We start from the raw sequence: 21,340 nt of genomic DNA, 5'->3' as shown, positions 1-21,340 counted from the left end.
ATAACCATGTCACACTAATTACATCGCCGTCGAGGGGGTTGGCCGCCAGCTGGACAGCGCGCGGTCAGAGCACGTTGACGGCGCGCGCGGCGACGACCGCGATGGTCAGCAGCGAGATACCGGACTGGATCGCCATCAGCGTCTTGACCCGGGCGGTGAGCGGCATCGTGTCGGTTGGGCTGAACGCCGTGGCGGCTGTGAAGGCGACGAAGAGATAGTCGGTGAAGCCGGGCAGCCAGCGTTCCCAGCCGGGCAGGTCGACGGTCATCTGCGGGAACAGCAGATCCGCCCGCTCCGGTTCGTGCTCATGCTCGGGCATCCGCGCGAACGGCCCGCCGCGGTCGATCTCCCAGTACCAGAGCGCGAAAGCGACCACGTTCGTCACCCAGATCAGCAGTGCCGCCTTCACCAGCACCTTGCCGTCCGCGGGGTCGCCGGAGGCGAGCAGGACGATCAGGCTGCTCAGATAGAGGGCGTTGACGCCGACCAGTACGGCGAGCAACGCGATCTCGATCCAGCGCAGCCAGGCCTCGTCCCGGCGCAGATGGAACGGGTTGGTCCAGATCAGCGGAACCAGGAGCGCGGCTCCACAGGCCGGCATGATCCAGCGCGGCGCCTCCATGATCTCCGGCGGTACCGCGAGCTGCAGGCCGAGCGCCACGATCACCGCCAGCGAGGCCGGCCACCTGCGGGTATGACGATTGCTGGGTGCGGCAGCCTCCGGAAGCTCGCTCATCCGAGCATTGTCACTCAGCCGATGGACGCATCGACCACGGCTTGCCCGACCTCGGTACGCCGATAGTGCACCTGATGCCCGCTGCGCCGCCGAGTCGCCAGCCCGGCGCCGTGCAGCGCGGCCAGGTGCTCCGCCACAGTCGCCAGTGCCAGCCCGTACTGCGCCGCCAACCCGCTCGTCGTCGCGGGCGGATCGAGAGCGACCAGCAAAGTCGCCCGGTCCGGCCGAGCAGCGTCGCCAACGGATCAGGCGGAGCCGGCGCGTCGGACCAGAGCCGCGCCGCGCCACGGGCCGGATACACCAGGGTCGGTTGGTAGCTGGGGGCAACAACCATCACCAGGTACGGCCAGGCGAAGACGCCCGGGATCAGCAACAGGCCTTGCCCGGTCAGTTCGTGGTCGGGCGACCGGTGCCGGGCCGCGATCAGCTGGCCGTCCTCCCAGGTCAGCGTCGGGTGGAGGTCCTCGAAGAGCCTCGCCAGTCCACCTGAGGTGAGCTGCTCACCGCGATGGGCGATGTCGTCGTCGAGAACCCGGCTGATCATCGGCCAGTCCGGTTTGATCAGCGTCTCCCACGCGCTCTCGAGCTGATCCGCCAGTTGCTCTCGTGCTCCCGCCGGATCCGAGAGCATCCGATCGATGACCGGACCGCCCGGGTTCTTCAGTGCATCCCGGGACCAGATCAGCTTTCAGCACGGCCACGGCAGCTCCCGGCTTTCGGTCACAACCGAAAAGATACTCCTCTTGGGTACGTCGGCTTCACGCTCGCCGACGTGAGTACTACATCCCCGGCTGTTGGATACCGCGCTGTTCTGCAGCTCCGCGGACTCCGCAGCGTCTTCATCGCCCACGCCGTGTCGATGGCCGGCACCGTGGCGGCCGAGGTCGCGTTGTCGATCCTGATCTTCGAGCGCACCGGCTCGCCACTGCTGTCCGCTCTTGTCCTGGTCTGTGCGTTTCTGCCGTATGCGTTCGGCGGGATCGCACTTTCCTCGATCTCAGATCGTTTCCCGGCCCGCCGTGTCCTGGTCTGCTGCGATCTGGCCAGCGGTGCCTGTGTCGCCGCGATGCTGATCCCCGGGATCCCGGTCGGTGGTCTGCTCGGCCTGCTGTTGCTGACCGGCATCGTGGCCCCGATCTTCGCCGGCGCCCGGGCCGCGAGCCTGGCTCAGTTGCTCGGCGCCGACCTGTTCCCGGTCGGCCGTTCGTTGCTCAGGGCAATCGGTCAGCTGACCTTGCTGACCGGTTTCGCGCTCGGTGCGGTCGCGGTCGCGGCGATCGGGCCGACCTGGTTGCTTGCCCTGGATGCGGTCACCTTCCTGGCTTCCGCCGCGCTGATCGGCTTCGGTACTCCGTACACTGCGGCCGTCGGTCGCATCGGCAGCACCCTCCAGGATTCTCTGAGTGGCTTGAGATATCTCTGGTGCAATGTTCCGCTGCGCAGGCTGATCCTGCTGTCGTGGGTGGTGCCGGCGTTCTCATCTATGCCGGATGGGCTGGCGGTTGCCTACGCAGCCCAGACCGGTGCCGCGACGGCCGCCGCCGGTGCCCTCTTCACCGGGTACGCCGTCGGGGGCGTCCTTGGCGAGTTCGCGGCAGCCCGGCTCACGCCGGCAACCAGGCGGCGACTCGTGATCCCGCTGATCGTGCTGAGTCAGATCCCGGCGATCGCGTTCATCACCGAGCCCTCGATTCCGGTGGCAGCGGTGCTGCTCGCGATCTCCGGCAGCGGCTACGCGTTCAACCACGGCATCGATCCCCTGATCCTCAACGCCATCGGACCGGAGTACCGGGGGAGGGTGTTCACCGTCCAGACCAGCGGACTGATGGCGATCCAGGGTCTGAGCATCGCCCTGGCCGGCGCGATCGGCACCCTGATCCGCCCAAACCTCACCATCTGCCTGGCCGGCATCGTCGGCACCGTCGTGACCCTGCTCCTGGCCAGGCGTGCGCTGATCAAGGGGGCGGTGACGAGGCGGCCGGGATAGGCCGCGGACGGCCAGCACTACCGAAACCCGCCCGGATGTCTCGACACGCCGAGGGGAAGCGTTTGCATGCCGGGTTCGGTAGTGGTGGCCGTCCGCACTCACCGGGCTATTCGGTCGGAGACTGCCGACGGGCCTCGATGATTTCGAGGTAGTGCGGGTTGTGCATGATGCCGAGGATGTTGCCGAAGGGGTCGACTACCGAGGCGGTGGTGAAGTCGCTGTTGCTGTGGGCGGTGATGGGTTGGTACTCCTTGGCGCCCATTGCGAGGAGCTTTTCGAAGGTGGCGGGGAGGTCGTCGACGTGCCAGTGCATGACTGCGCCACCGGGGACGTTGGAGGCGCCGGGCGGGGCGTACTTGCGATCGATGAAGCCGAGTTCGTCGGCGTCGTCGCCGACCCGGAACTCGATGTACGCCGGCGGGGCGGGCGCGGGCGGGAAGGCGAAGTCCACGTCCGTGCCGAGCAGTTCGGCGTACCAGTCGCGGGCGGCGGCGAGGTCGTCGGCGTAGAAGCTGATGGTGGCGAATCCGCGGAACATCGGGTACTCCCTGGGTCGGTCTTCAGGTGGTCTTCCACCTCGTTGAAACCATCATGCGACGGAGAAGTGCTCACCAAGTGAGCACTTTTCTGAGGAGTTTCCAGCTACCGCTTCAGACCGGCCGCGAAGGCTTGGAAGAGCCGCTTGGCGGAAGGCTCGATCCGATCAGCCGCCGCGTCGGCCGAAGATGCCATCGGCAACCACATCGACCTCGCCGACGCCGACTTCAGCCGCAGTACCGGAGTACAGGCCGGCGCCGAGTGCGGTGGCGACGATCTGGTGTCCGAGGAGGTTGGTGAGCCGCCAGGGCACGCCCTCGGCGCTGAGGTAGTCGCCGAGGGCAGCAGGCTTCTCCCAAGGAACGTGCTGCACCACCAGTACGGAGCGTGGGTTATCGGTCGTGGTGGCCGCAACATATCAACGACCCACTGGGTCAGGGTTAGTTACGTGCCTGCTCGAAGGGGAGACGGTCGAAGATGATGCGCAGCTCGGTGATCCGGCCGTCGCGGACGGTATGGAGCTCGGCACCCGGAGCGTCGGCGACTGGTCTGGTACTGGTGCCGTACATCAGCATCGCCGTCGTCTCGTCGCCGAAGGAGCCGTGGATCGCGGAGCTGAGCAGGATTTGCGAGAACGGCTCCATGAACGCGCGGAACGCTTCGGCGCCGACGAGTTGCCCGGCGGGTGCGTGGCAGACGATGTCGTCGGCGACGTACTCCATCGCCAGGTCGAAGTCGTGCGAGGTCCAGGCCTTGTAGTAGGCGAGCACGGTTTCCAGCGGGGTCATCGCGGTCCTTTCGGTAGGTGATGACCAGATAGACACCACGGCCACCGCGATCGGAACGGCCGGCCTGGCACGATGGGGCGATGCGGGAGCAGACCTTCGACGAGATCACCGCGCCGTACCTGCGCGAACTCCACCTGCACTGCTACCGGATGCTCGGCTCGGTCACCGACGCGGACGACGTGATGCAGGAGATCCTGCTGGCCGCCTGGCGCGGCCTGGACTCGTTCGCCGGCCGCTCATCGCTGCGCACCTGGCTCTACAAGATCGCCACCAACCGCTGCCTCAACGCGATCCGCGACGGCAAACGCCGCCCGCCACCCGAACCGCTGCCACCCTTCGACCCACCGGCACCGACGCGCCACGGCGACGTGACCTGGCTCCAGCCGTACCCCGACGCGCTCCTGGACGACCAACTCGTCAAGCGGGAGAATATCGAACTCGCCTTCATCACCGCCCTCCAACGGATGCCACCCCGCCAGGCCGCCGTACTGATCCTCATCGACGTCCTCGACTTCTCCGGTACCGAGGTCGCGGACCTCCTCGACACCACGGCCACCGCCGTCAAGGGTGCCTTGCAACGCGCCCGAGCCTCCCGCAACGCTCCCGCGCCGCCGGCACGAGACGCGGAAACCGAACGCCAGCTGGCCAAACGCTTCGCCGAAGCCTTCGTCGCCGACGACATCGCGACGATCACCACGCTGCTCTCCGACAACGCCTGGCTGGCGATGCCACCAGCACCGCACGAGTACTACGGCCCGCGGGCGATCGCTGCCTTCCTCCAAGCCAGCGCCGCTGCGCGTACTGGCTCGGACCTGGAGCTTGAGCCTGCCGGCGCCAACCTCCATCCGGCCTTCACCTGCTATTTCGTCAACCGGTTGGGTCGCAGGGATACGGGGCGGCTGGTCATCACTGTCAGCGGCGATCGCATCAGCTCCATCACGCGCTTCCTTGCGCTCCATGAATTGAGTTGACCCGGGGCCGTGCCGGTCTCGATGATCGCGGCATGGTGGAACCCGTGCAGGCCCTGCTGATCATCGACCTTCAGGAAGGCGGGGTCGCGGGCGACAGCGCAGTACCGGATGCGGAGCGCCTGGTGGATCGAGCTGGTCATCTGCTGGACGAGGCGCGGGCGAGTGGCGCGCTGATCGTCCACGTACAGAACGACGGCCGACCTAGTACGCCGGATGAGCCGAACACCCCCGGCTGGGAACTCCATCTGCCTGTTGCGCCAGGCGACCGCGAGGTTGTCATCCGCAAGCTGAACGACGACTCCTTCGCCGGCACCCCACTCACCAAGCTCCTCGCCGACCACGACGTACGGTCACTGGCGATCTGCGGTCTCATGTCCGAGATGTGCGTCAGCGCAACAGCCCGTACTGCGCTTGCTCGCGGCTTCCGGGTGGTTTTGCCGCAGGACGCCCACACCACCACGGGCATCCCTGCCACGGCGAGCGGCCCGGCGATCTCTCCCGAGATCGTCGCCCGCGTCGCCGAGTGGGCCTTGGGCGACCAACTCGAATTGGTGGAACACGCCGCCGACGTGCGTTTTGGAGGTAACGCGGGCTAGAGGCAGCCGATGTATCAAGTGGGCCCTCCACCGGTACGTCGTCCTGCCCGGGAGGAATCGTGTCCGCTGAAGATCGCGCCGCATTGCAGCTGTTTGTCGACGAGCTCGAAGGCTTCATCGCGCGCGCCGTCGAGCCGTCACCACTCCTACCACCCGACCGCGCCGCGGACCTCCGAGCGGCGTACCGCGAACTGGTCGAACGAGGCGCGTTCGACGAGGTCCGGGACGTACTCGGCGACGCAGGCTACGACGAACGCCTACGGCACTGCGGCCTGACCGGCGCCAACCTCCAAGCCAAACTGACCGGCTGGACCCGCTCCTTACGCAGGCTGATCGAAGGGCCATTCCCGACCATCGGCGGCTTCCGCAGCGTCTTCCGCTGGGCCAACACCATCCTCGGCAGCATCATCGCGGCGGCAGGAGTCGGCGAGGCCCTCAAAGAACTCAAGGAAGCCACAGAGAACACCTACGAAGACACGGCCGACGGCATCTGACCCCTGCCGTAGGTGCGCTATCCGGCTCGCGCCCTGAACGACCGCGGCCGGTCGGTGGACTCCGCCCGTCAGTCGGTGGGCTCCGCCCCGGGTGTGGGGCTTCGCCCATTGGTAGAGCAGTGGGTGAACCCCGCGCGGAGGGGCGAACCCCTCCGGCGTACTGGTAACCCCGCTCAGCTGTTGCGCCTTGAAGCGCCAGGGGCCGGATCAGCGGTTCAACCGTGCGGAGTGGCCGGGTTCGCCGGCGCTACCCGCCGGAGGTGCCGACGCGCAGCACCCCGAATCGCCCGTGGGCATGGCGAATCGCTTCGCCTTTGCCAAGCGGTGACGAAGGAGCCGCGACCCGGGGTGGGTGGGTTGAGCGCCGACCGAGGAGGCGCGATGGGGGGAGTTACTTCTGGTAGAGGGCTTCCACGTCCGACTCGTGTTTCTGCATCACGATGTGCCGCCGCAGGGAGAGTTTGAGGGACAGTTCGCCGTTCTCCTGGGTCCAGTCGGTCGGAAGAATGGTGAACTTCTTGATCTCCTCGGCCTTCGACACCGCCGCGTTGGCATCGTCAACAGCCTTCTGAACCTCGGCGATCAGGTCCTTGTCGTCCACCAGGCTCGACATTTCGTTCGCCTTGCCGTGCTTGCCGGCCCAGTCGCCGATCGTCTCCGGATCGATCGTGACCAGGGCCGCGATGAACGGCTTGCCGTCGCCCACGACCATGCACTGGCTGACGAGTGCGTGCTGCCGGAGCCGGTCCTCCAGTACTGCGGGCGCCACGTTCTTGCCACCCGCCGTCACCAGGATCTCCTTCTTCCGCCCGGTGATCTTGATGAACCCGTCGACATCGAACTCACCGACGTCACCCGTGTGGAACCACCCGTCGGAGTCGATCGCCGCCGCGGTCGCCTCGTCGTTCTTCCAGTAGCCGATCATGACCTGGCCGCCCTTGAAGCACAGCTCGCCGTCGTCGGCGACGCCCACGGTCACGCCGGGCAGCGGCCTGCCGACGGTACCGATCCGGATGTCGTCCGGCAGGTTGACGCTCACGGCAGCGGTCGTCTCGGTCAGCCCGTAGCCCTCGAGCACCGGTACGCCGATGCCGCGGTAGAAGTGGCCCAGGCGTTCGCCCAGCGGCGCTCCGCCCGAGACGGCGTAGTCGACGTTGCCGCCGAGTACGGCGCGTAGCTTGGAGTAGACGAGCTTGTCGAACAGCGCGTGCTTGGCCTTCAGCCCGAAGCTGGCCCCGCCCTTGTCCAAAGCCTGCGAGTAGGCGATCGCGGTCTCGGCGGCGGCGTCGAAGATCTTGCCCTTGCCGTCCGAGTGCGCCTTCTGGCTGGCGGAGTTGAAGACCTTCTCGAACACCCGCGGCACGCTGAGGATGAAGGTCGGCTTGACCTCGCCGAGGTCCGCGACCAGGTTCTTCACGTCCGCGGTGTGGGCGACCTTGACCCGCATCATCACGCAGCCGACCTGGATGATCCGGGCGAACACGTGCGCCAGCGGCAGGAACAGCAGCGTGGTCGCGCCGTCCAGCCTGAACAGGTCGGGCAGGACCTTCACGGCCGGCTCGAGTTCGTGCATGAAGTTGCCGTGGGTGATCTCGCAGCCCTTGGGCCGGCCGGTGGTGCCGGAGGTGTAGATCAGCGTGGCCAGATCGCCAGGGGCGACCGCCGTACGCCGCTTGTCGTGCTCGGCGTCGGTGATGTCCTGGCCGAGCACGGTCAGCTCCTCGACCGCGCCGGACTCGATCTGCCAGACCTCCTGCAGGGCCGGCGCCTCGGCCCGGGCGGACTCGACGACGGCGCCGTGGGCGGCGTTCTCGACGATCGCGACGACGGCCTCGGAGTCGGTCAGGATCCACTGCACCTGCGAGGCCGACGAGGTCTCGTAGATCGGGACGGTGGCCGCGCCGATGCTCCAGATCGCATAGTCGATCAGTGACCACTCGTACCGGGTGGCGCTCAGCAGGGCGACCCGCTCGCCGTGCTGGACCCCGGCCGCGATCAGGCCCTTGGCCACCGCGGTCACCTGGCGGGCGAACTCGGCCGCGGTGATGTCCAGCCAGCCGCCCTCGACGCGGCGGGTGAACACGGCAGTGTCAGGATGAGAGGACGCGTTCGCCCAGACGGGATCGGTCAGGCTGCCGGCAATCGGCGGCTCGGTCACAGCAGGGCTGGTGTACTCACGCATCCGCGTCTCCTCAGTCGGTCACGACGGGGTCGGTCAAGAAGGGGTCGATTCCGGCGCACGCTACAGTCACTTACCCACAAGTAGCCAGATTTATGTGACCCACGGGACACGAAACACCTAGGACTCCAGGTATGCCGGCGCTCGACCTCAGTTGCGACGACTTGGTCGTTGCTGATCCAGCCTACGTCGCCCAGCGACTCGCTGCGGACACTCTGTGGCGTGAATGGTGGCCCGAGCTGACCCTGACACCGTCGGAGCTCCGCGGCGTGGAGGGGGTCAGGTGGGCGGTCACGGGCGCAGCGATCGGTACTGCGGAGTGGTGGCTCGAGCAGGTCCGCGACGGAGTGGTCGTGCACTGGTACCTCCGGGTCGACCCCAGCCGGCCCGTCGGACCCCGGCGGTTGCGCAAGCTCCGGGAGCGGTACGTCGCGCAGTACCGGGAGAACATCTGGCGGTTCAAGGACGAACTCGAACAGGGCCGCGCCGCGGGCGAGGGCAGGCCGGGCTCCGAACCCGCGATAGTCTCTCGCGTGGACCCCGGGGACGCGCGAGCGACCCCGGAACCACCCCGGCAGAACCCGTCCCGGCAGCGAAGAGGTGAATCGATGGCAGAGCAGACCACCTCGACCATCGTCGTGAACGCGACCCCGAAGGCGATCATGGCGGTGATCGCGGACTTCGAGGCGTATCCGGAGTGGGCCGACTCGATGCGGGAGACCCAGGTGCTGTCCACGGACGAGGCGGGCCGGCCGAAACAGGTCCGGTTCAAGGTGGATGCCGGGGCGATCTCCGACGAGTACACGCTGGACTACGTCTGGTCCCGCAACGAGGTCACCTGGACGCTCGTGCAGGCCAAGATGGTCAAGGGGATGGACGGCGCCTACGTACTACGTGACCTGGGTGACCAGGGCACCGAGGTGACGTACCGGCTGGCGGTGGACGTGGCGATCCCGATGATCGGCATGCTGAAGCGCAAGGCCGAGAAGGTCATCATCGACACGGCCCTGAAGGGGCTCAAGAAGCGCGTCGAGTCCTGATTCCAGTGACTCGAGTCCTGCTGTACACAGGTAAAGGCGGCGTGGGGAAAACCACGTCCGCGGCCGGTACCGCGACGCTTGCCGCGTTGCGGGGGCTGCGCACGCTGGTGTTGTCCACTGACGCCGCGCACTCGCTGTCGGATGCTTTCGACAGCGAGGTCGGTGGTGAGCCGACCGAGATCGACGACCTGCTGTTCGTTCAGCAGATCGATGCGCAGCGCCGGTTCGAGCGGTCCTGGGGTGACATCCAGGCATATCTGCGCTCGGTGCTGAACGTGATCGGCGTCGACCCGATCGAGGCCGAAGAGCTGACCGTGCTGCCGGGTGCCGAGGAGGTGCTCGCGCTGCTCGAGGTGCGCGACCACGTCCGCTCCGGCCGCTGGGACGTGATCGTGGTCGACTGTGCGCCGACCGCCGAGACGCTGCGGCTGCTCGCGCTGCCGGAGGCGCTCAGCTGGTACATGGATCGCATCTTCAATGCCGAGCGCAAGGTCGTCCGCACTTTCCGGCCGCTGCTCAGCAGGGCGTCCGGGCTGCCGATGCCCGACGACACCGTCTTCGACGCGTTGCGGCGCCTGCAGCGCGACCTGGCCGACATCCGCTCGCTGCTGACCGGGCCGGACGCGTCCGTGCGGCTTGTACTGACTCCCGAGGCCGTCGTGGTCGCCGAGGCCCGGCGGTCGCTGACGACCCTGTCCCTGTACGGCTACCGCGTGGACGGCGTCATCGCGAACCGGGTCTTCCCGGCCGCTGGTGCCGACAACTGGCGGCAGCAGTGGGTCGCAGCTCAGCGGGGGATCCTCGACGACGTCGCCGACTCGTTCCGGCCACTGCCGATCTGGGAGTCGCCGTACCGGGCCTGTGAGCCGGTCGGGGTCGAGGAGCTCGCAGCGTTCGCCGTCGAGATGTATGGCAAGGACGACCCGTTCACCCGCGCCACGGACGAGACCTCGCTGTGGGTCGATCGGCACATCGACACCGACGGGCGCACCTACACCCTCACCATGCCGCTGCCGCTCGCCTCCGCCAGCGACCTCGAGCTCGCCAGGCACGGCGATGAGCTGATCATCACTGTCGGCTCCTACCGCAGGGTGCTGCCGCTGCCGGCTGCATTGGCGCGCGGTGTGGTTGCCGGAGCCCGGCTCGACGACGGCCGCCTGCAGGTGCGCTTCGCTCCGCGCGAGCCGTTGCCGAAGCCGACTGAGCTGCCGGCCGTGAACGGGTCGCTGGAGTCGGTCGAAGGGCTGGCACAGGAGATCCGCGAACACATGAGCCAGCAGTTCGACACAGAGCCGACGGCGATCTCGGAGGGCACCAGATGAGCAAGGAGCCCGTGGGGTCGGTCGCGGAGGAGGCGGCGAAGCTGTTCGCCGTACTCCAGCAGGCTGCGCGCCAGGAGTCGCCGCACGAGTCAGCGGAGTCGCGGCAGGCAGCCGAGGCCGACGCTGAGCCGGCGCACGCAGTACCGGAGGACAGCTGGTCGGAAGGCGCGGCGCCGGAGGGCGCCGTACGGGACGAGCATGAGCACGGTACTGCGAGCAGTGGCGGGCAGGAGTGCCAGTGGTGCCCCGTTTGCCAGCTGATCGCGAAGGTGCGCAACACCAGCCCGGAGACGATCGAGCAACTGTCGACGGCCGCGGCCGGCGTACTGGGATCGGTACGGTCGCTGCTGGAAGCTGCCGCGGAGGCCGCGCGGCAGGCCCGGGAGGACGCAGAGTCGCGGACCGCCAAGGCGCAGGAACCCGAACGGCCCGCCCGGTCCCGTGTGGACCGGATCGACGTGAGTGAGGACCCCGAACCATGGGATTGAGCATCGGCATCGACGTCGGCGGGACCAAGATCGCCGCGGGCGTCGTCGACGCGGACGGCACGATCGGCGCGCGGACCCATCGCGACACCCCGGCCGACTCGGTGGACGAGACGGCCAAGGCGATCATCGACGCGGCCGCTGAGCTGATCAAGGACCACCAGGTCGAGGCGGTCGGGATCGGCGCCGCCGGTTTCGTCTCCTCGGACCGTTCGACCGTGCTGTTCGCGCCGAACCTGGCCTGGCGGGACGAACCGCTCGGGGCCCGGGTGGCCGAGGCGCTCAAGGTCCCGGTGGTGGTCGAGAACGACGCCAACGCGGCCGCGTGGGGCGAGTTCGCCTTCGGCGCCGCGAAGGACGTCGAGCACATGGTCTGCGTGACCGTCGGTACCGGTATCGGTGGCGGCGTGGTGATCGACGGCGAGCTGCTGCGTGGCGCGCACGGGGTCGCGGCCGAGCTCGGGCACATGCGCGTCGTACCGGGTGGGCACCGGTGTGGTTGTGGAGCGCGTGGATGCTGGGAGCAGTACGCGTCCGGGCGGGCGCTGGTCCGCGAGGGCCGGGCGCAGGCCGAGTCCGGCTCGCTGGCGGCGGCGCAGATGCTGAGCGTCTGCGGGATCACCGATCCGGCCGAGCTGACCGGGCCGATGATCACCGAGGCCGCTGCGGGAGGTGACCCGTGCGCCACCGAACTGCTGGACGACCTCGGCCGCTGGCTGGGCGAAGGGCTGGCCAGCATCGCGACGCTGTTCGACCCGAGCACGATCGTGATCGGCGGCGGCGTGAGCGCGGCCAAGGAGCTGCTGCTGAAGTCGGCCCAGGTCGCCTTCGAAAGGCACCTGCCGGCCAAGGCGAATCGGCCGCACCCGGCCTTCGGGCTGGCCGAGCTGGGCAACGACGCCGGCCTGATCGGCGCCGCCGACCTCGCCCGCCGCCCGGTTCCGGTAGCGGAGAACCGGCGTTGAGTAGGCTTTCAAGGGGTTCTGGGGGATCCGCCAGGAAGGTCGTGCGATGGCTCTGACACAGGCACTGACGATCGGGATCGATATCGGTGGCACCAAGGTGGCTGCCGGCGTGGTCGACCCCGAAGGCAACATCCTGGACCGGTTGCGCCGGGACACGCCCACCAAGGACCCCCGGGAGACCGAGGACGCGATCGCCGAGATCGTGCATGACCTGGAGTCGCGGCACGACGTGATCGCGGTCGGGATCGGTGCGGCCGGTTTCGTCGACGGGACCCGGTCGTCCGTGCTGTTCGCGCCCCACCTGGCCTGGCGGCACGAGCCGTTGCGGGACGCCGTCGAGCGTCGCCTCGGGTTGCCCGTGGTGGTCGAGAACGACGCGAACGCGGCCGCCTGGTCGGAGTGGCGGTTCGGCGGCGGTCAGGGCGAGAGTCATCTGGTCTGCGTCACGCTCGGTACCGGCATCGGTGGCGCGATCCTGAACGACGGCGCCTTGCAGCGCGGCAAGTTCGGCATCGCGGGCGAGTTCGGGCACATGCAGGTCGTACCGGGTGGGCATCGCTGCGAATGCGGCAACCGTGGCTGCTGGGAGCAGTACGCGTCGGGCAACGCGTTGACCCGCGAGGCTCGTGAGCTGGCGCTGTCCGGTTCGCCGGTGGCGCACAACCTGCTGCGCGCGGCGGATGGCGATCCTCGCAAGATCAACGGGCCGATGGTCACCGCGCTCGCCAAGGACGGCGACCCGGTCGCGGTCGAGTTGCTGGAGGACGTCGGACGCTGGCTCGGCATCGGCCTGGCCAACCTGGCCGCCGCGCTGGACCCTGGCACGTTCGTGATCGGTGGTGGCGTCTCGGATGCGGGGGAGTTGTTGCTCGCTCCGGCGCGGGAGGCGTTCAAGCGGACTCTGACCGGTCGCGGGTTCCGGCCCGAGGCGCGGATCGTGCGCGCAGTACTGGGTCCGGAGGCCGGCATGGTCGGTGCTGCCGACCTGGCTCGCGAAGAGGCGACCTGGCTGCGGCGGGTGCGGGTCAAGACGACCGCGGTCACGGCGAAGACGGCCGCTGCCCGCGGTGGCCGGTCAACCCGGCTGGAGCGGGCCGCTCGCAAGTCGGTCGGACGGCGTACGGGGATGCGGACGGCCGCGCCCGATACCTCGCTGAAAGAGCCAGCCTCTGCCGAGCTGAACGGTGACTCCGAGGCATGAGTGATGGCCCGTCGCTGCGGGTGCTGTCGTACAACGTGCACCGCTGGGGCGACGATCGGGAAGCACTGGCCCGCGTCGTCCGCGCCTGTGCACCCGATGTCGCGCTGATCCAGGAGGCGCCGACGTGGTGGGGGACGCGGCGCAAGCGGATGGCGATGGCGGCGACGTTCAACCTCCGGTACGTCGCTGCCTCGGCGCGCAACGCGGTTTTGGTTGCCGATGGCACCGAATTGCTGGATCCCTTGCACTGGAGGGTCTGGCGACCGTTCGTACGCCGTCGTCTGCGCTTCATCGCTACTCAGCTGCCCGGCGGATCGGTCGGCGGACGGACCTCGCTCGGCGGGGTGGAGCTGGCGCTGATCGTCTGCCATCTCGGGCTGCACATCCGTGGCCGGGAACACGAGCTCGACCAGGTACTGCGCGGCTGCAAGTCGTTCAACCTGCCCTACCTGCTGGTCGGCGACCTCAACGAGGAACCGGGCGGCCCGGTCTGGGATCGCCTTGCTGTGGAGGGATTGACCGACCTCGGTGTCGACGCGGGTCCGACGTTCCACTCCGACAACCCGGTCAAACGCATCGATGGCGCGCTTTTGTCACCGGGGCTGGCCGGACGGGTGATTCCCCTGGACTCGATCGAGGGAGTCACCCGCGCCGACCTTGCCGCGGGCTCAGATCACCTGCCGATGCTGATCGAGCTCAGCCTGCCCTGAACTCGCTCAGCGGGTCGACCACCACGTCGCGCCAGCGATCGCGATGCCCGTGGGCCTGCAAGCGGTAGTAGATCGTCTCGCGTCGCTCCGGACCGGTGTTGCCGCCGATGTTGTGGCCGAGCAGGTAGTGCGCCACTCCGTCGACATGAGGCAGGCCCGGCCGGTGCGACCACGGCGGAATCGTCGTCGCCAGGCTCAGGCGGCTGCTTGTCCAGCTCCGCCGCGACGGCTCTCCGCCCGATCGCGATCTGCTCCGCGCTGAGAACTCCGGGAACCACCACAAAGCCCTGCTCGCGGAACGTCGTACGCATCGCTGCGGTCATCGTCATGATCTGCAGTGCAGCAGTCTCCGAGTGCTGCCCGCAACTGAATAAATCCTTTGTGTGTTGGGGAAATCGCCGACAGGATGATGGGATGAGACCGGTGGCAGTAGTGACAGGGGTCGGCCGTCGCGCCGGTATCGGTGCCGGCCTCGCCGAGCAGCTGGCGGCCACGGGCTGGGACGTCGCCTTCACCTACTTCAGCGGGTACGACGACCGAATGCCGTGGGGGCAGGACACCTCCGCGCGCGACGAGATCACGGCGGTGCTGGCCGGGCACGGAGCGCGGGTGTTCTCCGTGGAAGCCGACTTCGAGGATGTGGCCGCTCCGGCTGAGGTGTTCCGCGCCACCGGCGAAGCGCTCGGGCCGGCCCAGGCGCTGGTGATCTCGCACTGTGAGTCGGTGGACAGCGGGATCCTCGATACAACGATCGAGAGCTTCGACCGGCATTTCGCGGTCAACGCGCGGGCGACGTGGCTGTTGATCAAGGCGTTCGCGGAGCAGTACAAGGCGCCGTACGGTGACGGCCGGATCGTCGCGTTGACCAGCGACCACACCGCTGGCAACCTCCCGTACGGGGCGAGCAAGGGTGCGCTCGACCGGATCACGCTCGCCGCAGCGCAGGAGCTGAGTGATCTGGGGATCACCGCGAACGTGATCAACCCCGGTCCGATCGACACCGGGTGGATGACGCCGGAGCTGGTCGAGCGGTTCGTCGCCGAGAACCCGTTGAAGCGCCCGGGACGACCGGTCGACACCGCCAACCTGGTCGCCTTCCTCTGCTCAGCCGAGGGCGGCTGGGTGAACGCGCAACTCCTGCACAGCAACGGTGGTTGGCGTTAGGCCTTCTTGCGGTTGAGGAAGGCGAGCATGGCCTCTTGAGCTGCGGGGGAGCCGAAGAGGCTGGCGGAGAGTTCGGCGAGATCGGTGCCGCGGGCATCGATGTCGGCGAGCAGTTCGCGGTTGAGCAGCTTCTTGCTCTCCCGCAGGCCTTGTGGCGCACCCTTGAGCAGCGATTTCAGTACTGCGTCGAGCGCCGCGTCCAGCTCCTCGTCGGCTACCGCCTGCGTCACGAGCCCGAGGCGGGCCGCTTCGGCGCCACCGAACCCGTCGCCGGTGAGGAACGTCAACGAGGCAGCGCGATCCGTGAGCCGCGGGATGACAGTGAGCGAGATTGTCGCCGCCGCCAGGCCCAACCGCACCTCGGTCAGCGCGAAGGTCGAACTCTCACCAGCCACCGCGATGTCCGCGGCCGCGACCATCCCGATTCCGCCGGCTCGCACCGGACCGGCGACCCGGGCCACGACGGGCTTGGAGTTCGCCACGATCGCGCGCTGGACGTCGACCATCCGCTGCGCCCCGACGCCCATCCCGACGGTCGTCGCCTCGGACAGATCGGCTCCCGAGCAGAAGACGTCCAGCGCCGAGCGGATCACGATCACCCGGACGGCGTCATCCTTGTCGGCCGTCGCCAGGTGAGCCAGCAGCTCGCTGGTCAGCTGCTGAGAGAGCGCGTTCTTGTTGGGTGGCGAGTCCAGCGTGATCGTCGCGACCCCGTCGGCGGCTTCCAGGTGCACCAGTTCCGTCATGGCGCCCATCTTGCCTGCTCAGTCGAGATAGAGGCAGAACGGATGGCCATCTGGGTCGAGCATCACACGAACGTTGTCCTGCGGCTGGTACGCCGCCAGCTCGGCGCCGGCCCCGATCGCATGCTACTTGGTGTCGGCGTACGTCGGGGAGAGCTCGCGGGCCAGGTGCTCGATGAACAGGCCGACGTCGGTGACGATGCCGCGGGCCTGGGCTGAGCCGCGGTCGGCGAGCTTGGTGACGGTGGCCGGGTTGATGTCCACGCAGGTGAGCGGTACGGACGCCGGGAGGATGTTGCCGGTGGCAACCGAGTGCAGCATGGTTGCCGCCATCAGGCAGTAGCCGACGCCGGCCAGTTCGGCGCGCATCGCCCGCTGGCCTTCGAGGACGTCGGTGTAGACGTCCGGCAGCGGGCCGTCGTCGCGGACCGAGCCGACCAGGACGAACTTGTTGCCCTTCTTCACCAGCGCGTGCATCACGCCCGAGGTGAGGAGCCCGGACTCGACGGCGGCCGCGATCGAGCCGGCCTTGCGGATCGTGTTGATCGCGCGGATGTGGTGCTCATGCCCGTGCTCCACGCCCCGGCCGCGAGCCAGGTCGACGCCGAGCGACGTACCGTACAGCGAGGACTCGATGTCGTGGGTGGCGAGCGCGTTGCCGGCGAACATGATGTCGACGAAGCCCGCCTCGACGATCGCGACCATCGCCGGCGCGGCGCCGGTGTGCACGATGCCCGGGCCGCCGACCCAGAGCACCTTCAGCCCGGCCGCCTTCGCCTCCCGCATGCCGTCCGCGACCTGCTTGACCATCACCCGCTGCGGCTTCTCGCTGGACACGTCCGACTCCATGAAGCCGAACGACTCCTCGCTGTTCGCGACGATCGGGGGAGTGACCTTGACGCCCTGGGCGCTGGAGATGATCTTCATCCCGGCCTTCACCTCGGACATCGGGATGGTCCGGACGTCCTCGCCCTCGACCAGCAGGCCGCAGTCCATCTCGGGATTGCGCACCGAGACCCAGTGGCCGCTCAGCCGGACGCTGGTGGGCAGGTTGGTGGTCGAGTAGAAGCCGTCCGGGAAGACGCCGTCCTGGAGTACCTCGGAGATCTCCGGCGTACCGGGGTTGACCAGGTTCGCGCCCTTGGTCTGGATCCGCATCAGCAGCCGCTGGAGCGCTTCCTCGTCCTCGGCGCCGACCGTCATCCGCACGGTGGACGGGTCGTCCTTGTCGTAGCCGAGGTCGAACTTGTCCAGCGTGTACTCACCGCCGTACCCGCGGATGTCGTCCAGAACCCGGGACAGCAACCCGGAATCCATCAGGTGGCCGGTGATCTCGACCGTCTCGGTGACCTGCACGGGTGCCTCCCTCGCTTCGGCTCGTCGGATTGTCCGACGATCCGCAGCCTAGCGCTAGACGACCGCGCCGTCGTCAGGGGTGTCGTCCTGTGGAAGCCGGTCCTTCATCCGGATCACCAGGGTGAGGAAGCCACCGATGAAGCCGGCGACGGCGATCGTGGTGGTCCGGCCGGTGCCGAAGTCCAGGACGGCCGCGGCGATCAGCAGCAGCGGGCCGCCGATCAGGCCGAGCCAGGCGGCGCGGCTGATCCAGTCGAGCCGCGGGCCTCTCGGCGGTTCGGGTGGGACGAAGTGGTCGTGGCTGTCCTCGGTACGCCGGGCCGGCGGCTCCTCGGGCGGGTCCTCGTCGGTGTCGCCGACAACCAGCCCGGCCGGTACGTCGATCAGCGGCTCGTAGGAGTTCTCGTCCACGTCCTCGCTGGCCGGCCACCGCGGTACCGGACTCGCGTCATGCCCCTCGGCCGAAGGCGCGTTGAACTGCTCCACCAACGACTTCCACTCAGCGTCCTCAGTACTCCGGGCAATCACCGCCCGAGCCCGCTCCTCCGACTCCGCAGCCACAAAAATCTCCTCAAACCCCACCGGAATCCGCGCAGGAACGGCTTCGTCAGCCTTCGCGGGGGCTGGCGCGGACGCCGCGGCGCTCTCCGGCTCGGCGGTGGACTCCGCAGGCTCGGTTTCCGTTTCGGCAGGTGCGTCCTTCGACGCTGCCGACTCGCCCGGCGGGGCGCAGTACGCGGCGATGCCTGCCTCGGCCAGGGCGGTGAGGACTGGTTCGGCTATCTGGGGGTCGATGGCGCCAGCTGACTTGTAGGTCGCGGCGGTCAGGCCGTTGTCACGCATCGGCGGCGACCCGGTGGATGAAGGCGCTCGCGTCGGCGAAGATGCGGGGTGCGTCGTTGTCCAGAGTGGCCACGTGGAAGCTGTCCTCGAGCAGGGTCTCGGTCACGTCGCGGGACGAGATCGACGCCAGGATCGCCCGGCCCGAGCTCGGCTCCACGACATGATCGACAGTACTGCGGAACAGCAGCACCGGCTGCGTCACGTTGGCCAGATCAGCCCGGGTCGCGCTCCACAGGTGGGAGAGCGAGTAGAGCGCCTTCAACGGCATCCGGTCGTAGGCGCCCTCGTCGACGCCCGGCTTCTTGATGTCGTTCGAGATCCCCGGGAACGAGGGCACCAGCCGCTGCAGCACCGGGAGGAGCGCCAGCCGCTTGTCGTCGGTCTGCACGGACGGGTTGATCAGGATCACGCCGGAGATGTCGGAGCCGTGCTGCTCGGCGAGCCGCAGGACCAGGCAGCCGCCCATCGACAGCCCGACCAGAAAGACCCGGTCGTGCTCCTTGCGAAGCCGCTCCAGCTCGTTGTCCAGGACGGCGTACCAGTCCTGCCAGCGAGTTTTGTTCATCTCCTGCCAGCGGGTGCCGTGCCCGGGCAGCCGCGGTACGGCGACCCCGTACCCCTCGGCGGCCAGGTGCTCGCCGAACGGCCGCATCGACCGCGGCGAGCCGGTGAATCCGTGGCTCAACAGCACCCCGGTCGCGGCGTTCGCACCGGATCCTGGGCTGCGGAACTCCTCCGCGTGAGCTTGCACTGGCACGGGTACTCCTAGACGGGTCGCGTAGATCCTGAAACGCCAATGGTCGCAGCCCCAAGGCCACCCGCCCACCCCGGCGTGGGTGTCGTTCGGGTCTCGTGACCGACATCGCACCCAGTCTGCAACTTGGCATCAACACGAACCGCAATCCGCCTATTCCTGGCGGTGACGTTGCTGAAGGGGGAGAGTGGACCGTAGGGTGTCGGCCGAGTGACGGAGGTGAAGGCGTTGCTGTACTTGTTCCTCAGACGGTTCTTCGTCGGACCGATTGCGAAGCTCCTCTTCCGTCCCAGGGTCGAGGGGCTGGACAACATTCCCTCGACCGGGCCGGCGCTGCTGGTCAGCAACCACCTGGCGTTCACCGACTCGGTGTTCCTGCCGGTCGCGGTGCCGCGCCAGATCATCTTCCCGGCCAAGTCGGAGTACTTCACCGCGCCCGGGCTGAAGGGCCGCGTGATGGCGACCTTCTTCCGCTCGATCGGCCAGATCCCGATCGACCGCTCCGGCGGGCGCGCGTCGCTGGCCGCGCTGAACACCGGGCTGGAGATCCTCGCCAAGGGCGAGCTGTTCGGCATCTACCCCGAGGGCACCCGCTCGCCCGACGGCCGGCTCTACAAGGGCAAGACCGGCGTGGCCCGGATGGCGATCGTGGCCGGCGTACCGGTCATCCCGGTGGCGATGATCGACACCGAGAAGCTGAACCCGCCCGGTACCGTCTGGCCGAAGTTCCTGTACCGCGAGCCCGGCAGGCGACTGCCCCGGCTGATCCGCCCGGGGGTGTCGATCGGTGAGCCGCTCGACTTCTCCCGGTACGAGGGGATGGAGCGCGACCGGTTCGTACTGCGCTCGGTCACCGACGAGATCATGTACGCCCTGATGGAGCTGTCCGGCCAGGAGTACGTCGACATGTACGCCGAGAAGGCCAAGGAACTCATCAAGGCCGGCGAATCCGTCGACGACCACATCAAGCCCCGCCTCGGCGACACCAAGGCGTCCTGACCCCGCTCCGATGGACGACGAGCTGAACGTCCTGGGCGAGAGCCTGCAGGAGTGCGGCACCGACCCCGTCACCGGCTTCTTCCGCGACGGCTGCTGCACCTCCGGCCCGGAGGATCTCGGCAGCCATACCGTCTGCGCGGTGATGACCGCCGAGTTCCTGGCTCACCAGGCCAGCGTCGGCAACGACCTGACCACTCCACGACCGGAGTTCAACTTCACCGGCCTCCGCCCCGGCGACCGCTGGTGCGTCGTCGCAGCCCGCTGGCTCCAGGCCCACCACGCAGGCGCGGCCGCTCCCGTAGTACTGGCCTCCACCAACGCCCGCTCCCTCGACACAATCCCCCTCTCAGTACTCCGAACCCACGCCGTCGACGTCCCACCAGACCCAGGCTCCCTCGCCTAGGGCAAGGTCGGGCCTGGGGAGGAAATTGCGCCCGGATCCGGAGAAACGCCTCCTCGGGTGCCGACAAGATCCTCCCCAAGCCGGCAGGTGGGGGAGCAACGGNGGGGCGAGCCGCTCCAGCCGAGGTGATGGAGCGCGGTGACAACCTGAGCGGCCGTGGCGCACGGCAGACTCACCAGCTGGTACCCGAACCGCAGCGTCAGCTTCCCGCTCGTCGCGGCGGCGTTGTCCCTGGTCATGTCACGCCAGCGGGACAGCGCGTCGGAGTGCCCCAGTTGCCCGTCGAGCTCGACGATCAGCCCGTACGGCGTGTACTCCACATCGCGATAGACGACTTGCTCCGCCGAACTGTCCGCCGACTCCGCAGCCGTCACGACATGGACCTGCCGCTCGGCAGCGGGCAACCCGTGAGCGCGCTCGACCCGGCGCAGGTAGCACTGCTCAAGAAACGAGTGAACGCCGTCCGCCGCATCGAGCAGGATCTGGTGGATGGGCGCCCGACCGGGTAGGTAACCCAGCAACTCGAGCTCGGCCAGCAGCCGCTGCGGGGTGGTCCGGCGCTGGCGGCATGCGTCGAGGATGAGCGATGCCTGCCGGGATGTCGCCGGCTCCATCGGGCCCGCACGCGAGCCAGGCAGCCCACATCTTGGTTTCCCAGGGCAACGGGCCAGTGAAGTCGACGTACACGCCCTGATGGACCCGCTGGAGTTGCCGCGCTCGGCACCGACTCTGGAGCACCTTGTCCGAGATCCCGTGCTCCAACGCCTGCGCCCGGCTGAAAGCCCCCTTCTGCCGCTTCCGCAATTCCACAAACAACCGCACCGATGGCGCACCTCCTCCGCCATCCGCCGTTGCCCCGTCCTGTCCCAACTCCTGAATGTCCACACCAGTGAAGATGCCCTCATCCTCCGCGCTCGGCGGCTTCCGCCCGCAGCCTGTGGACAACTCAGCCTGGGGAGGATTTTGGCGAACCCTGCGGAGTGTTTTCGCCTTGATCGGGGGTACTTCCCTCCTCAAGTGCCGCCGCGGCGGGCGGCGACGAGGTTGTTGTGGAGGGTCTTGGGCGG

Annotated in this window: 25 protein-coding genes; 13 read left to right on the top strand and 12 right to left on the bottom strand. The window is 68.3% G+C overall.

What is annotated here, in order from left to right; genetic code table 11:
• Positions 1 to 64 precede the first annotated feature (64 nt).
• Both A3ES_RS0129125 and A3ES_RS56320 read right to left on the bottom strand, forming a co-directional pair.
• A complete protein-coding gene (locus A3ES_RS0129125; protein WP_020390377.1) occupies positions 65 to 736 on the bottom strand; it encodes a hypothetical protein in 672 nt (223 codons plus the stop codon).
• Positions 737 to 746: 10 nt separating this feature from the next.
• Positions 747 to 1,367, bottom strand: a complete 621-nt coding sequence (locus tag A3ES_RS56320; RefSeq protein ID WP_051084837.1) for a DUF5937 family protein — start codon at positions 1,365 to 1,367, stop codon at positions 747 to 749.
• Positions 1,368 to 1,508: 141 nt separating this feature from the next.
• Between A3ES_RS56320 and A3ES_RS0129115 the strand changes: the two genes are divergently transcribed.
• Positions 1,509 to 2,723: an MFS transporter gene (locus A3ES_RS0129115; protein WP_237745082.1), complete on the top strand. Its 1,215-nt coding sequence runs from the start codon at positions 1,509 to 1,511 to the stop codon at positions 2,721 to 2,723.
• Positions 2,724 to 2,829: 106 nt separating this feature from the next.
• Here A3ES_RS0129115 and A3ES_RS0129110 read toward each other — a convergent pair whose 3' ends face one another.
• The 3 genes from A3ES_RS0129110 to A3ES_RS0129100 form a co-directional block, all read right to left on the bottom strand.
• Entirely contained in the window at positions 2,830 to 3,261 is a 432-nt protein-coding gene (locus A3ES_RS0129110; protein WP_020390375.1) for a VOC family protein, read from the bottom strand.
• Between the two features lie 165 nt (positions 3,262 to 3,426).
• A complete protein-coding gene (locus tag A3ES_RS0129105; RefSeq protein WP_020390374.1) occupies positions 3,427 to 3,636 on the bottom strand; it encodes a hypothetical protein in 210 nt (69 codons plus the stop codon).
• 64 nt (positions 3,637 to 3,700) lie between these two features.
• Positions 3,701 to 4,048 carry a nuclear transport factor 2 family protein gene (locus A3ES_RS0129100; RefSeq protein WP_020390373.1) on the bottom strand — a complete coding sequence of 116 codons (348 nt, stop codon included), beginning with the start codon at positions 4,046 to 4,048 and terminating at the stop codon, positions 3,701 to 3,703.
• Between the two features lie 80 nt (positions 4,049 to 4,128).
• Here A3ES_RS0129100 and A3ES_RS0129095 point away from each other — a divergent pair, with 80 nt between their 5' ends.
• From A3ES_RS0129095 to A3ES_RS0129085, 3 genes are read left to right on the top strand one after another with little or no spacing between them, the layout of a single operon-like run.
• On the top strand, positions 4,129 to 5,019 hold the full coding sequence (locus A3ES_RS0129095; protein WP_020390372.1) for an RNA polymerase subunit sigma-70: 891 nt from the start codon (positions 4,129 to 4,131) through the stop codon (positions 5,017 to 5,019).
• Positions 5,020 to 5,051: 32 nt separating this feature from the next.
• Positions 5,052 to 5,615 (top strand): cysteine hydrolase family protein, encoded by a 564-nt coding sequence (locus A3ES_RS0129090; RefSeq protein ID WP_020390371.1) that lies wholly within the window; start codon positions 5,052 to 5,054, stop codon positions 5,613 to 5,615.
• Positions 5,616 to 5,674: 59 nt separating this feature from the next.
• A complete protein-coding gene (locus A3ES_RS0129085) occupies positions 5,675 to 6,109 on the top strand; it encodes a hypothetical protein (protein WP_020390370.1) in 435 nt (144 codons plus the stop codon).
• Between the two features lie 391 nt (positions 6,110 to 6,500).
• Here the strand turns inward: A3ES_RS0129085 and A3ES_RS0129080 are convergent, their stop codons facing one another.
• Entirely contained in the window at positions 6,501 to 8,291 is a 1,791-nt protein-coding gene (locus tag A3ES_RS0129080) for an AMP-dependent synthetase/ligase (protein WP_020390369.1), read from the bottom strand.
• A gap of 131 nt (positions 8,292 to 8,422) precedes the next feature.
• On the opposite strand from A3ES_RS0129080, the gene A3ES_RS56315 reads away from it, so the two are divergent.
• The 6 genes from A3ES_RS56315 to A3ES_RS0129050 are packed head-to-tail and all read left to right on the top strand — an operon-like array spanning position 8,423 to position 14,011.
• On the top strand, positions 8,423 to 9,328 hold the full coding sequence (locus tag A3ES_RS56315; protein WP_020390368.1) for an SRPBCC family protein: 906 nt from the start codon (positions 8,423 to 8,425) through the stop codon (positions 9,326 to 9,328).
• Positions 9,329 to 9,333: 5 nt separating this feature from the next.
• Complete coding sequence (locus A3ES_RS0129070; protein WP_083933764.1) at positions 9,334 to 10,650, top strand: ArsA family ATPase; 1,317 nt, start codon at positions 9,334 to 9,336, stop codon at positions 10,648 to 10,650.
• Positions 10,647 to 11,138, top strand: a complete 492-nt coding sequence (locus tag A3ES_RS0129065) for a hypothetical protein (RefSeq protein ID WP_020390366.1) — start codon at positions 10,647 to 10,649, stop codon at positions 11,136 to 11,138. Before A3ES_RS0129070 ends, A3ES_RS0129065 begins: the two co-directional genes overlap by 4 nt.
• Positions 11,129 to 12,100 carry an ROK family glucokinase gene (locus A3ES_RS0129060; protein ID WP_020390365.1) on the top strand — a complete coding sequence of 324 codons (972 nt, stop codon included), beginning with the start codon at positions 11,129 to 11,131 and terminating at the stop codon, positions 12,098 to 12,100. Before A3ES_RS0129065 ends, A3ES_RS0129060 begins: the two co-directional genes overlap by 10 nt.
• 46 nt (positions 12,101 to 12,146) lie before the next feature.
• The gene (locus A3ES_RS0129055; protein WP_020390364.1) at positions 12,147 to 13,301 is read left to right on the top strand and encodes an ROK family glucokinase; all 1,155 of its coding nucleotides are present in this window, start codon (positions 12,147 to 12,149) and stop codon (positions 13,299 to 13,301) included.
• Entirely contained in the window at positions 13,298 to 14,011 is a 714-nt protein-coding gene (locus A3ES_RS0129050; RefSeq protein ID WP_020390363.1) for an endonuclease/exonuclease/phosphatase family protein, read from the top strand. The genes A3ES_RS0129055 and A3ES_RS0129050 overlap by 4 nt, the downstream gene beginning before the upstream one ends.
• On the opposite strand, the gene A3ES_RS54370 is transcribed toward A3ES_RS0129050, so the two are convergent.
• Positions 13,998 to 14,147 (bottom strand): hypothetical protein, encoded by a 150-nt coding sequence (locus A3ES_RS54370; protein ID WP_020390362.1) that lies wholly within the window; start codon positions 14,145 to 14,147, stop codon positions 13,998 to 14,000. The two genes, A3ES_RS0129050 and A3ES_RS54370, sit on opposite strands and share 14 nt — an antisense overlap.
• A 278-nt stretch (positions 14,148 to 14,425) precedes the next feature.
• Between A3ES_RS54370 and A3ES_RS0129040 the strand changes: the two genes are divergently transcribed.
• Positions 14,426 to 15,175 carry an SDR family oxidoreductase gene (locus A3ES_RS0129040; RefSeq protein WP_020390361.1) on the top strand — a complete coding sequence of 250 codons (750 nt, stop codon included), beginning with the start codon at positions 14,426 to 14,428 and terminating at the stop codon, positions 15,173 to 15,175.
• Here the strand turns inward: A3ES_RS0129040 and A3ES_RS0129035 are convergent.
• The 5 genes from A3ES_RS0129035 to A3ES_RS0129020 are packed head-to-tail and all read right to left on the bottom strand — an operon-like array spanning position 15,172 to position 18,874.
• Positions 15,172 to 15,921, bottom strand: coding sequence for an enoyl-CoA hydratase-related protein (locus A3ES_RS0129035; RefSeq protein ID WP_237745081.1), 750 nt, complete (start codon positions 15,919 to 15,921; stop codon positions 15,172 to 15,174). The genes A3ES_RS0129040 and A3ES_RS0129035 overlap by 4 nt on opposite strands.
• Positions 15,922 to 15,939: 18 nt before the next feature.
• Positions 15,940 to 16,038 carry a VOC family protein gene (locus A3ES_RS55130; RefSeq protein ID WP_169501813.1) on the bottom strand — a complete coding sequence of 33 codons (99 nt, stop codon included), beginning with the start codon at positions 16,036 to 16,038 and terminating at the stop codon, positions 15,940 to 15,942.
• A 6-nt stretch (positions 16,039 to 16,044) separates the two neighbouring features.
• Entirely contained in the window at positions 16,045 to 17,274 is a 1,230-nt protein-coding gene (locus A3ES_RS0129030) for an ornithine cyclodeaminase, nickel-pincer nucleotide-dependent (RefSeq protein WP_020390359.1), read from the bottom strand.
• Positions 17,275 to 17,328: 54 nt separating this feature from the next.
• On the bottom strand, positions 17,329 to 18,117 hold the full coding sequence (locus A3ES_RS0129025) for a hypothetical protein (protein WP_020390358.1): 789 nt from the start codon (positions 18,115 to 18,117) through the stop codon (positions 17,329 to 17,331).
• Entirely contained in the window at positions 18,110 to 18,874 is a 765-nt protein-coding gene (locus A3ES_RS0129020) for an alpha/beta hydrolase (protein WP_026163302.1), read from the bottom strand. The genes A3ES_RS0129025 and A3ES_RS0129020 overlap by 8 nt, the downstream gene beginning before the upstream one ends.
• A 207-nt stretch (positions 18,875 to 19,081) precedes the next feature.
• Here A3ES_RS0129020 and A3ES_RS0129015 point away from each other — a divergent pair, with 207 nt between their 5' ends.
• Both A3ES_RS0129015 and A3ES_RS0129010 read left to right on the top strand, forming a co-directional pair.
• Positions 19,082 to 19,870, top strand: coding sequence for a lysophospholipid acyltransferase family protein (locus A3ES_RS0129015; RefSeq protein ID WP_020390356.1), 789 nt, complete (start codon positions 19,082 to 19,084; stop codon positions 19,868 to 19,870).
• A 10-nt stretch (positions 19,871 to 19,880) separates the two neighbouring features.
• Positions 19,881 to 20,273 carry a DUF2237 family protein gene (locus A3ES_RS0129010; protein WP_020390355.1) on the top strand — a complete coding sequence of 131 codons (393 nt, stop codon included), beginning with the start codon at positions 19,881 to 19,883 and terminating at the stop codon, positions 20,271 to 20,273.
• Positions 20,274 to 21,340: the final 1,067 nt, after the last annotated feature.

Origin of the sequence: Kribbella catacumbae DSM 19601 (assembly GCF_000372465.1) — a bacterium.
In the GTDB taxonomy this organism is placed as follows: domain Bacteria; phylum Actinomycetota; class Actinomycetes; order Propionibacteriales; family Kribbellaceae; genus Kribbella; species Kribbella catacumbae.
This window is presented reverse-complemented; position numbering and strand designations above follow the sequence as displayed.

Excerpts from the sequence above, each read along its gene's own strand:
- A3ES_RS0129125 (WP_020390377.1), bottom strand. The coding sequence starts at position 736 with ATGAGCGAGCTTCCGGAGGCTGCCGCACCCAGCAATCGTCATACCCGC.
- A3ES_RS56320 (WP_051084837.1), bottom strand. The coding sequence starts at position 1,367 with ATGCTCTCGGATCCGGCGGGAGCACGAGAGCAACTGGCGGATCAGCTC.
- A3ES_RS0129110 (WP_020390375.1), bottom strand. The coding sequence starts at position 3,261 with ATGTTCCGCGGATTCGCCACCATCAGCTTCTACGCCGACGACCTCGCC.
- A3ES_RS0129100 (WP_020390373.1), bottom strand. The coding sequence starts at position 4,048 with ATGACCCCGCTGGAAACCGTGCTCGCCTACTACAAGGCCTGGACCTCG.
- A3ES_RS0129095 (WP_020390372.1), top strand. The coding sequence starts at position 4,129 with ATGCGGGAGCAGACCTTCGACGAGATCACCGCGCCGTACCTGCGCGAA.
- A3ES_RS0129090 (WP_020390371.1), top strand. The coding sequence starts at position 5,052 with ATGGTGGAACCCGTGCAGGCCCTGCTGATCATCGACCTTCAGGAAGGC.
- A3ES_RS0129080 (WP_020390369.1), bottom strand. The coding sequence starts at position 8,291 with ATGCGTGAGTACACCAGCCCTGCTGTGACCGAGCCGCCGATTGCCGGC.
- A3ES_RS56315 (WP_020390368.1), top strand. The coding sequence starts at position 8,423 with ATGCCGGCGCTCGACCTCAGTTGCGACGACTTGGTCGTTGCTGATCCA.
- A3ES_RS0129065 (WP_020390366.1), top strand. The coding sequence starts at position 10,647 with ATGAGCAAGGAGCCCGTGGGGTCGGTCGCGGAGGAGGCGGCGAAGCTG.
- A3ES_RS0129060 (WP_020390365.1), top strand. The coding sequence starts at position 11,129 with ATGGGATTGAGCATCGGCATCGACGTCGGCGGGACCAAGATCGCCGCG.
- A3ES_RS0129055 (WP_020390364.1), top strand. The coding sequence starts at position 12,147 with ATGGCTCTGACACAGGCACTGACGATCGGGATCGATATCGGTGGCACC.
- A3ES_RS0129050 (WP_020390363.1), top strand. The coding sequence starts at position 13,298 with ATGAGTGATGGCCCGTCGCTGCGGGTGCTGTCGTACAACGTGCACCGC.
- A3ES_RS0129040 (WP_020390361.1), top strand. The coding sequence starts at position 14,426 with ATGAGACCGGTGGCAGTAGTGACAGGGGTCGGCCGTCGCGCCGGTATC.
- A3ES_RS0129035 (WP_237745081.1), bottom strand. The coding sequence starts at position 15,921 with ATGACGGAACTGGTGCACCTGGAAGCCGCCGACGGGGTCGCGACGATC.
- A3ES_RS0129025 (WP_020390358.1), bottom strand. The coding sequence starts at position 18,117 with ATGCGTGACAACGGCCTGACCGCCGCGACCTACAAGTCAGCTGGCGCC.
- A3ES_RS0129010 (WP_020390355.1), top strand. The coding sequence starts at position 19,881 with ATGGACGACGAGCTGAACGTCCTGGGCGAGAGCCTGCAGGAGTGCGGC.